Source organism: Roseimicrobium sp. ORNL1, from assembly GCF_011044495.1.
In the GTDB taxonomy this organism is placed as follows: domain Bacteria; phylum Verrucomicrobiota; class Verrucomicrobiia; order Verrucomicrobiales; family Verrucomicrobiaceae; genus Roseimicrobium.
The window spans coordinates 6,077,313-6,087,717 of sequence record NZ_CP049143.1 but is presented as its reverse complement, the minus strand read 5'-3'; the positions used below and the strand labels follow the sequence as shown (position 1 = coordinate 6,087,717).

Annotated in this window: 8 protein-coding genes; all 8 read left to right on the top strand. The window is 58.8% G+C overall.

Going from position 1 to position 10,405, the window contains the following annotated elements; genetic code table 11:
- The first annotated feature begins 76 nt into the window (after positions 1-76).
- The 8 genes from G5S37_RS24450 to G5S37_RS24415 all read left to right on the top strand — a co-directional run bounded on the left by G5S37_RS24450 (position 77) and on the right by G5S37_RS24415 (position 10,405).
- Entirely contained in the window at positions 77-1,045 is a 969-nt protein-coding gene (locus G5S37_RS24450) for an ABC transporter substrate-binding protein (RefSeq protein ID WP_165207476.1), read from the top strand.
- Positions 1,042-2,811 (top strand): ATP-binding protein, encoded by a 1,770-nt coding sequence (locus G5S37_RS24445; RefSeq protein ID WP_165207475.1) that lies wholly within the window; start codon positions 1,042-1,044, stop codon positions 2,809-2,811. The genes G5S37_RS24450 and G5S37_RS24445 overlap by 4 nt, the downstream gene beginning before the upstream one ends.
- The gene (locus tag G5S37_RS24440; RefSeq protein ID WP_165207474.1) at positions 2,808-3,515 is read left to right on the top strand and encodes a response regulator transcription factor; all 708 of its coding nucleotides are present in this window, start codon (positions 2,808-2,810) and stop codon (positions 3,513-3,515) included. The genes G5S37_RS24445 and G5S37_RS24440 overlap by 4 nt, the downstream gene beginning before the upstream one ends.
- A 210-nt stretch (positions 3,516-3,725) precedes the next feature.
- On the top strand, positions 3,726-4,946 hold the full coding sequence (locus G5S37_RS24435) for a fibronectin type III domain-containing protein (RefSeq protein ID WP_165207473.1): 1,221 nt from the start codon (positions 3,726-3,728) through the stop codon (positions 4,944-4,946).
- Between the two features lie 2 nt (positions 4,947-4,948).
- A complete protein-coding gene (locus G5S37_RS24430; RefSeq protein ID WP_165207472.1) occupies positions 4,949-7,606 on the top strand; it encodes a TlpA disulfide reductase family protein in 2,658 nt (885 codons plus the stop codon).
- A 14-nt stretch (positions 7,607-7,620) separates the two neighbouring features.
- Entirely contained in the window at positions 7,621-8,502 is an 882-nt protein-coding gene (locus G5S37_RS24425; RefSeq protein ID WP_165207471.1) for a fibronectin type III domain-containing protein, read from the top strand.
- Between the two features lie 53 nt (positions 8,503-8,555).
- Entirely contained in the window at positions 8,556-9,452 is an 897-nt protein-coding gene (locus G5S37_RS24420) for a fibronectin type III domain-containing protein (RefSeq protein ID WP_165207470.1), read from the top strand.
- Between the two features lie 53 nt (positions 9,453-9,505).
- Positions 9,506-10,405, top strand: a complete 900-nt coding sequence (locus G5S37_RS24415) for a fibronectin type III domain-containing protein (protein ID WP_165207469.1) — start codon at positions 9,506-9,508, stop codon at positions 10,403-10,405.

Genomic DNA, 10,405 nt, shown 5'->3' with positions numbered 1-10,405 from the left:
GACCGGGCAGGGGCTTTTGGTCCCTCTAAGCCGGAACCTTATTGCCCGGGCCATGTTTTCCTGCATGGATCTTTGAATGACATCCCGGTTCTCCATTGTGGTGGTGGCTTTGCTGGCGGCAGCTTTTGCCGCGGCAGGGATGTTCTGGCCCCCGGTGCAGTGGAAGACTCCACTGACGGTGGCCGTGGGGACGTGGCCGGGAGTGGAACCTATTGCCCTGGCAGATGAGCTGGATTTCATCCCCGAGAGCATCACCATCATGGAGATGCCCTGGCCCTCCGCCACGATGCGGGCGTTTGAGAATGGAGCGGCGGACGTGGCGGTGTTGACTCTAGACGAGATGTTGAGGCTGGCGGATCGTGGCCACGACTTGCGTGCCATCCTCGTGCTGGATGTCTCCAGAGGGGCGGATGCCATTGTCGCAAAACCCGAGATCACGAGCATCAAGGCTCTGAGGGGGCGTAGAATAGGCGTCGGACTTACCTCGATAGGTTCCTATGTGCTGGCGCGGGCATTGGGCAAGGAAGGCATGACCCTGGCGGATGTACAGGTGGTCCCACTGAACGTCGCAGAGTCCGCAGGCGCATTTGTGGAGCAGAGTCTGGATGCCGTGGTGACCTCCGAGCCATTTCGCTCCAAGGTGATTGCGAGCGGTGGCACGGAGATCTTCAGCAGCAAGGAACTTCCCGGAGAACTGGTGCGCGTGCTGGCGGTCAGGACGGAAGTGCTTGAGTCCCGCATTCCGGCCTTGGAGCAACTGGTAGACGGACACTTCAAAGGCCTGGAAAAATTGCATGATGGTGCCCCAGCAAGCGCCATCGAAGCCATCGCGCGCAGGGAGTCTCTGACGGTGGCCCGGCTCCGTGAAGTGTTCTCCCTTCTGCACCAACCCGACCGCGCGGAGAATGCGCGCCTGTTGAGCGAGGGGCCGGAGGGACTGCAGTACACCATTGAAAAGATTGGCCAATTCCTCGCACTGAAGGGTGTGATCAAAGAGCCACGCAAAGACCAGCCCTGGACCGATGCGCGGTTTGTCCAGCCATGATGCCCAAGTTTGCCAGCACCCTGCAGTTCCGACTGTCCGCCATCCTGTTGCTTTTCGGCGCGGGACTGGTGATGTCGAATCACGTGATGCAGGTGCGGCGTGAGGAGGAGGTGCGCAGGAGGTCCCTGGAGCTGCTGGCGTATTCGGATGGCACGCGCATGTCCGGAGTCGTGCAGCACCTGATCGCGCGGGGGATGCATCACGCCGTGGATTTGGAGATGAGTTATGTCTCTGCCTCACCCGATCTGGTGCGGGGAGTGATCTGTGATCAGCATGATGTGGTGCAGCATTCCTCCAAGCGGCAATGGACTGGATTGCCGCTGGATGAGACGCCGCTGCGGATTGCGCGGCCCATGATTGCGCAGGCGAGGCAGACCATGCAGGGCCTGATTCACGAGGTGGATCCGGGGAAGCGCTATCTGGCGGTGTTTCCTTATCTGACGGGAAGTTACTTCACGGACAAGGGGCTGGTGATCCTGGAGTATGACCTTGCCCGTGCTATTGCCGAGGCGCGTGCGCATGCGTTGAACCAGACCATATCACGAAGCTTCCTGCTCCTGGCTGCGTGCCTTCTGCTGTGGCTGCTGTTGCAACATACGGTGACCTCGCGTGTGCAGCAGATCATTTCCCAGGCGAAGGCCGTGGGCACCGGGACACCGCTTCCCGAGCCGCTGCATGGCAATGATGAACTGGCGAGGATCTCGAAGAGCTTCTTCGATGCGGCGACCAACTTGCGCGATACGGAAACGCGGCTCCAAAAGATGATGGAGAATCTCCGTGATGTCTTCTGGATGGCGCCCTTGAGAGGAAACGCGGAACCCACCGTGAATGATGCCTATGAGGTGTACTGGAACCGCAGCCGGGCCCGGCTCGCGACGCACCGCTGGGACTGGCTCCATGCGGTACCCAGTGAAGAACGGCGTCGTCTTCTCACCCTGCTCCGTGAGCTGCAACAAGGGCGGGAATCCGCCGAAGTGGAACTCCGCCTGGTGCAGCCAGATCGTCCGGTGCGCTGGCTGCTGGTGCGTGCCTTCGTGGTGAAGGATCATCGCAATGAGCCCTATGCACTTGCGGGATTCGCCTTCGACGTGACGGAGCGGAAGAATGTGGACAAGCAGCTTCTGCTGGTGGCCGAGGAGGAGCGCCGGCGCATTGGAAGCGATTTGCACGATGATGTGTGCCAGCGTCTGGCTGCAGCGAAGCTCAAGAGCGGCGTGCTGCGCAAGAGCCTGGTGGTCGCTCATCTGCCTCAAGCAGAGCTCGCGGGTGAACTCGCCTCCGATCTTGCGCTCGCAAATAACCTGGTGCGGGGATTTGCGCGCGGTCTCATGCCGGTGGCGAGCGGCGTGGAAGACTTAAGTCCCGCCATCCAGGAGCTGGGGCGGTTCGTAACCAGTTCGTTCCAAGTGCCGTGTGAGGTCTATTGTTCGGAGGGTATCTCGCAGTTTGATCCCGAGATGAGCACGCACGTGTACCGCATAGCCCAGGAACTGGCGGTGAATGCGGCCAAGCATGCTCAAGCCACACAGATTGAAATCAATCTCACGCAGGATGAACGCACCCTGCGCCTGGAGGTTCTCAATGATGGTATATCTTTTCCTGCCAATCCTCCACGCAGTGTGGGCATGGGCCTTCACATGGTACAGCGTCGAGTGGAGGTCATTGGCGCAAGCATTTCCTTCCAGCCGAGACCGGGCGGAGGCACGAAAGTGGTCTGCGAGGTCCCGGTCGCAAACATTGCCAGCGGAACGGAGCTAGTCTTATGAAACGTACTGATACCCAAGATGGGATGGCCGACGTGCAGCGTGTGGCCATTGTAGACGATCACACTTTCATGCGGGAGGGCATGAAGCAGTTTATCGATAGTCTCGAAGGCTTTGAATGCGCCTGGACCGCGCCGAATGCCACCGATGCCCTCACGCAGCTCGATACGGACATGCCGGATGTCCTCGTGGTGGATATCACGCTGCCAGGTAGAAGCGGCCTTGAATTGATCAAGGACGTGCATGCCCTGCACCCGAATCTGCCTTTGCTCGTGCTCTCCATGCATGAAGAGACTCTTTATGCACATCGCGCCATCAAGGCGGGAGCGAAGGGTTACTTGATGAAAAGCGCGGACTATGAGGTCTTTGAGCGCGCGCTGCGCAAGGTGGCCGCGGGCAAGCTGTGGCTGAGTGAAGATATTGCGGATAACATTCTGGAGGCATTCACCAGCGGCACCTCACCCAAGGGAACGGATGGACTGGATGCGCTGACGGATCGTGAGTTTGAAGTGTTCCAGCTTCTTGGTGAAGGACGCAGCACACCGCAGATCGCGGAGGCTATGCGCATCAGCCCCAAGACTGTAGATGTGCACCGCGCCAATATTCGAGCCAAGCTGAAACTGGAAGATGGAGCCGCGGTTACGCGCCATGCCATTCGCTGGGGCGAGTCCAATCGATTGAGTGCTTCCTCCGCAAGACAGCCGTAAAGGCTATTTTACGAGCCTATTACAAGACCTTCGAAGTCCAGTCCTCTACGGGTTGTTGAAACGTGCGGGTGGCGTGCAGCATTATCGATAAATAAATAGCGCATGTCACCTGCAGAAGGTTGATCTATTATTTACGGGTATTTTCCCTGGAATCGGGGGAGACTGTCGGCCCGTCCCGGTATTCATGCCTTGATGATGTTGTCATGAGGCATGGCTCGCCGGCAGTCCGTCCGAGTCATCTCAGTCCCCCCTGATTCCATGGAATGGCTGCTGCTCGCGCTGTTGGCCCCGCTGGTTGTGGCGCCGGTGGTGTTGCTGTGCGGATTCGCGGGCTGCGGATCGTTCCTCCCGGAGCCAGTGTCAGCACCATCCCCTCCGACTTCGCTCATTGCAGACAGGACAGGGGACCGCACCATCACCCTGCGGTGGACTCATAGTGACGCCACTGCGAAATTCAACATTGCGCGAGGAGAGTCATCGGGCAGCCTGACACCGGTGCCTGCGTTGCAAGGCGTCACGGGAACTCAGGTGGATGATGTGAATCTTCCCGAGGGGACCACGTTCTTCTACTCCATCGCGGCCGTGGATCTCAATGGCACTTCCGATGCCTTCACGTCGTCCGAAGCGAGTGCGACGACACGACCAGCAGCCCCTACAGGATTGGTGGCGACACCCGCGTTGAATTCCATTGCGCTCGCCTGGAAGAATGAATCCACCAAGGCCACGCGCTTCACGCTTGAGAGGCCGGGGGCAAGTTATGAAGTGGCCCAAGGTGGCAGCACTACGGTGACTCATACAGATGCCGCCACAGCTTCCGGCGTGACCTATGAGTACAGTCTGCGTTCGTTTGTGAATGGGGTGAACAAGGGAGTGGCTGAGCGTGTGACCTCGTCGCCTGATGTGAAGGTCACAGCGTCCACGTTGAGCTTTAAGCCGGTGTATCCCCCCACCACAGGTACACCGGTGCCGCTTGTCACGGATCAAGCTGCGTCCGGCTTTTGTTTTGTGGTGCGTATTGGAACGGACCGACTGGCGAACAGCGGCTCCCTCGTGAGGTTGACGATACGGGGTGGTGTCTCGGGACCATTGGTGCTTTCCGCCATCACCATCTCGCATGCGGTGCCTGTGGGTGAGGCGTGGGATTCGTCGGCGTTGCCAATCCTGTTGGGGACCAATGTAACAGTAGCTGCCGCAACACCGCTGGTGCTGGATCCGGTCTCCTTCGCATTGGATAAGACCAAGCCCCTGCTCGTGGCTTTCGATGTCTCACCGACGCCGGGCCAGGGTAATGTGCGTTTTGGCGCCCTGGTGGATGCGCAGACGAAGACGTATTTCAAGGCGGCAACGCAGGCGGCGCAGATGGCGAATCGTGCGTCTGACTTCCAACCTTCGAACGCTGTCTATCTCATCGAGAAGATTGAGGCTGCCTGATCATGGCCAACGCACTTACAGGCGACTATGAAGCGGTGCTGCAAGTCAGCATCCGCCAGGTGAATGGATTGCTGGCGACGCTGCATCAGAACGGCGACCTTCCTCTGAAGTCTCCGCATCTGCCGCACGGCGTTTCCTTTCTCTTGGGAGATGGTCTCTCGGGCTCCGGCTCGTCAGCAGGGGCTGCGGGACTTGGGCCGTGGATTGCTGGGCAGAAGTCGTGGCAGGACAGTGGCAACTTCGATATCTACCGGGACCATGCTGTGAAGGTGGCCGCGCCCGGCGTGGCGGTGCGGTTGAGTGATGCCATCACAGCCATCCAGGAGTCATTCCATGACATTCTTCGTCAGGGTCAGCTTCACGGGCGGGCGGATGTGCAGGTAGCGGCTCCAACGATTTCGCTGAATCTGCGTTCGCATACGGAAGTGATGGTGCATGCGACCATCCGTGCCCACTACCAGGGCACAGCTGGCACGGCAACACTGCCGGATCCCATCCATGGTGATGTGAACATTACCTATGATGTCACTGCGGGCGCCTCATCCCAGGGACAACCTGTGTTGAAAGTCACGCCCTCGGCGGATGATGGTAAGGTCTATTTCACCCGTCATCCTGGCCTCAGCACGAGTGCTGCGGAGTCAGACAAGATCTCCACGGAGCTGCGCAAGGTTGCACGCGGGAAGCTGGAGCCGCTGGACTTGGCTATCCCTGCGGACTTTCCCTTCGCTGCATTCAAGGGATTGGGCGACGCGATTGCTCTTCCCATGAAGTTGTCGGGAGGTGTTGCTTCGTCGGCGGGTCTTGCGAGCATCACGAATGAGTTCATCGGTGGTAGCGAGTATGCCATTGCGGTGAGCAAGGAACACATTGCGACGCTGCTCGCTCCCTTGATGGATTCGGTGAAGGCATCCATCAGCAGCTTCAGTGTGCGGGTGAGGATTGGATTTGTGACCGGGACCTATCATGCCAGCTTCACCTCGGGACCTGCGATTGAATGGAAGGCCGGGGTCATTGAGATCTCTGGCCACATCGCGCTGACCACCGGATCGATACTGCCAAATGGATACATCACCTTCAGACAGGGAGTGACGCTGGAACTGCATGCTCCCACACAGTCGGTGACTCTCAAGTCGGTGGGAGACCCTGCGGTGGATGAGTCCTGGTTCATCTCCCACAGCACGGCACTGGGTGCCGTGAAGTCCGCGATGGCAAGCGCGCTCAGTTCCGCATCCGGGCCGGTCAATACTACCTTCGCCAGCACCCGAGTGAGGTTCAGCGCCGGGCTCAAATCGTTCGATGACTCTGCGGATGCGAAGTATGACGCGATAGAGATCACACCCGATGGCATCATCATCCGCGGATCCCTATCCACTCGGTATCACTATGCCCCGATTGTGAAGGTGCAGGAGACTCCGGATGGCAAGAGTTTCAGCGCCTATGAGAGCTGGATACCTGGCGGGAGGATTGACCGTTTCATCTGGACGTGGGTGAAGGAGAACCAGATCCCGTGGGCCGGAGAAGTGAAGCAACAGGTGGTGCAGCATCGCTTCCTGCTGACCAAGCCCGCTGATGCTCCTACGTTGAACCGCATCTGCCTGAAGCTCGAAGGCGCGCAGCTGGACTCCAACGGTGTGGAACAACCTATCGTTGCTGGTAGAGCGTGCCAGGTCAGTGATCGCGAGCCCATTCTGGTGCAGCCGCCATGGTGGGATGTGGTGTACCTGCCCATCTGGTGGCCCAGGCCTCCAGAGTTCTTGCTGGAAGAAATGATTGCGGGGTATATCAACGTGCTCGGTGAACGTGCTCCTGTCGGAGGCAGGGGCATCAATACGCTGGTGAGATTTGCCTCGCTGGAGGTGGAGGAACCGCTGCGCGTCGTTCAGAAGGCATTGCAGGCGACTTCAGGAAGAAGTCATCCGCTGTCCGTCATCTGGGTTGTCCCGGCTGGTACATTTCAGCGGGTGCGCGGCAGGGAGATGGAGGCGCAGATGCTCCGGCAGATGGAGGGTGAGTCTGGTGTATCTCTTCAGATTGCGGAGGATACTGAAGGTGGATGGAGCCGCACCTTTGCCGCGGGGGACAGGTCATCCACATTCCTGCTGAATGCCCGCGGAGAGTTTGTGTGGAAGCAGGAAAGGGAGGGTAATCTCGATGAGTTGGTGCACGCGCTCAAGGAGCACCTGACTCCGGCGTTGAGACCGGGCTTCAAGCCGCTATCACTTTCCCTGCGAAGAGGCGAAGCGGTGCCTGACTTTGAGTTTGAGGATCAGCATGGCGGGCGGCATGCGCTGCATCGCTATCGCGGACGGGAGGTGACGCTTTTGTTCTGGCAGTCGTGGTCTGCGCCTTGTCGGAAGGAATTGCTGAGGCTGCAACGCTCGCACGCGAAGGGAAGTGGTGAGGAAGGTCGACCACTGATCATTGGATTCCATGGCGGGCCGGATACCAAGGCTATTCAGACGGTGCCGAAGGAGTGGGGAATCAGCTTCCTCCTCGCGCAGGATGCTGAGCAGCGCTTCGCCCGGGCATTGGGTGTGCGGTGCTGGCCCACGGTGGTGCAACTCGGTCGTGATGGGACGCTGCGTGATGTCACATTTGGCCTCACTCCTGAGCTGGAAGCGGAGTCTTCCGGGGAATCGTTATCCGCGGAATCATTATGACACTTGAATGGTACATGCTTGTCCTCCTGGTCCCACTGGTCGTGATTCCGGTGGTGCTGCTCTTTGGTTATGCAGGCTGCAATCAGGTTTTTGGTCTTGATCCAACCACTCTCAATTTCACGCCGATCAATGTGGAGGCGGAAGGGGAGAGCATAGAATCGATTCGGATAAGCTGGGCAAAGGCCTCATCCGAGCCTGTCACCTTCAAACTCTTTCGCATCACCCCGGGCTCGGAGGCCGAGTTCACCACCGACGCCACCGAGTATCTCGATACCGGTCTGACTCCGAACACCGAATACACCTATGAGGTGCTGGCCATACGCACGGATGATTTCAGGGAGTCTGATCGCTCAGAGAGTGCCACGGGTAGAACACTTGACTTCATGCCCGCCTTCAGCGCTACGCTGACGACGGACCAGGCCGGTATTGGTGGCTTTTGCCTGGTGCAGCGCATCGAGCCTGTGCGACTGGTACGAAGCGGAAGCAAGGTGCGCTTGGTGCTGCAAGGTTCCACTGCCGGGAATCTTTTGATTGACCGTGCGACCATCTCGCAGGTCGCAACCGGTGGCAATGTGTATGACTCCGCAGTGGACCTCGTGGAGATAGCCACAGCGGTTAGCATACCGGCAGGGCAGATCGTGGAACTGCCCGTGGTAACGTACACGCTTGATCAAACCAAGCCCCTGCTGGTCGCCTTTGATATCAGTCCCACTGCAGGCATGGGAAATGTCCGTTTTGTGAATCCCGTGCCGGCGACGGACGCATCGATGCATTTCAGGGCGGCCACGGCCGAGGCAGGTATTCAGGATCGTCTGCCCTCAGCGGCGAATCCAGGTGCTCCACCCTACAACGCATCGACAAGTATTTATCTGGTGCAGCGCATTGATGTCGGGTGACCCCTGCAGCAATGCCTGCGCTTCGCTAAACTCCAACCTCTCCTACCTCTCATATGGAATGGACTCTACTGATGCTTCTGGCGGCGGTGATGGTCGTCCCCGTGGTGCTGTTGTATGGATATGCCGGCTGCTCCTTTAATCCACAGAGCGGGTATTTTCCAGGGGTGCCGGTGGATCTGACAGTCACCAACGTCAGCTCTGGTTCGGTCTCGCTCTCATGGTTCCAAAGCGATGACGCGGAAGGGGTGACATTCGAGGTGGAGCGCCTTAGGAATGGAGACACGACGCCGGTCATACTTCCCACCACGGGCACCACCTTCACGGATACTGGCCTGCTCCCACTCACCCTGTATCGCTACAGGGTTAGAGCAGTTTTTGGTGCGCTGACTACGGACTTCACCACGCAAGTGGAGGCTACCACACTCGCGCTCGTGCCGCAGGTCTGCTTCACGTCCACACTCATGACGGATCAACCGGGACTGGAGGGCTTCTGCCTTGTGCAGCGCATCGAGCCCACACGGCTGGCTGCTGGAGGGACTCAGGTGTTCATCACGGTACGAGGCTCCACCGTGGGGAATCTTGTCATCGACCGCGTGTTCATCTCACAGCCTGCTGCCGCCGGGAATCCCTATGACTCATCCACTGACCTGACTCTGGTGGCTACCTCAGTGACGGTGCCCGCCAATACACCGGTGGCATTGCCTGTCGTGGCATACACGCTGGATCGTACCCGGCCTCTCCTGGTGTGTTTTGATATCTCTGCCACAGGAGGGCAAGGGAATGTGCGCTTTCAGAATCCCGTCCCGGCTGCGGAGGCAACCATGTTCTTCCGGCCTGCAACTGCGGAAGCCTCGGTGGCGGATCGTCTTCCTTCCGCTGCGAACCCCGGTGCGACGCCCTACAACACGTCCAACAGCATCTACCTCATTGAGCGCATCGAGGTGGCGTGAGCTGATTTCCGTACTGCCACCTTTCTCTTCGCAATCTCTCACCTTCAACTGTCATGGAATGGTTCGCCCTTTTCATACTGGCGCCGCTGCTGCTGGTGCCGGTGGTCATGTTGTGGGGGTATGCGGGATGCGGCTTCAGCATTACCATTCCTCCGTCTCTTAGTGTTCCCGAGAATCTGACTGTTGCCGCGACCTCCCCAAACTCAGTGTCCCTTTCATGGACTCATGAAAGCGGCGAGGACGAAGAGAATGCCGTGATGTTCGAAATCGAACGTCGCAAGGATGGAGAGACAACCCCTGTGCCTCTCGTGTCCGAAGTCACCACATTCACGGATGTGGGCTTGCTGTATTCGTCTCTCTACTACTACAAGGTGAAGGCCGTGTCGGGCATGATGGCGTCGGACTTCACCACGGAGGTCGATGCCACCACCCTGCCTCCGGCCGCGTGTTTCAGCGCGGCACTTGCGACGGATCAGCCTAACCTGCATGGCTACTGCATCGTGCAGCGCATAGAGCCTATGCGGCTGGCAGCCGGGGGAAGCAGGGTATTCATCACGATTCGTGGATCCACTCAGGGAAATCTGGTGATTGATCGCGTGTACATTTCACAGGTGGGAGCTTCGGGTAATCCCTACGATTCAGGCGGTGACAACAAAGTGGTGGCTCAGGCGGTTCAAGTGCCTGCGAATACGCGGGTGACACTGAGCACGGTGGCATACGATTTGGATCGCACCCGACCGCTCCTCGTGAGCTTCGACATCAACGCCACCGCCGGCAATGGCAACGTGCGCTACGTCAGCAATGTGCCAGCCGCCGAGGCCGCCATGTATTTCCGAGCTGCCACTGCTGAGGCAGGTCTCGAGGATCGCTTTCCTCCCGTGTCCAACCCGGGAGGGACTCCTTACACCATGTCCCCAAGCATCTATCTGATAGAAACCATAGAAGTCGCATAA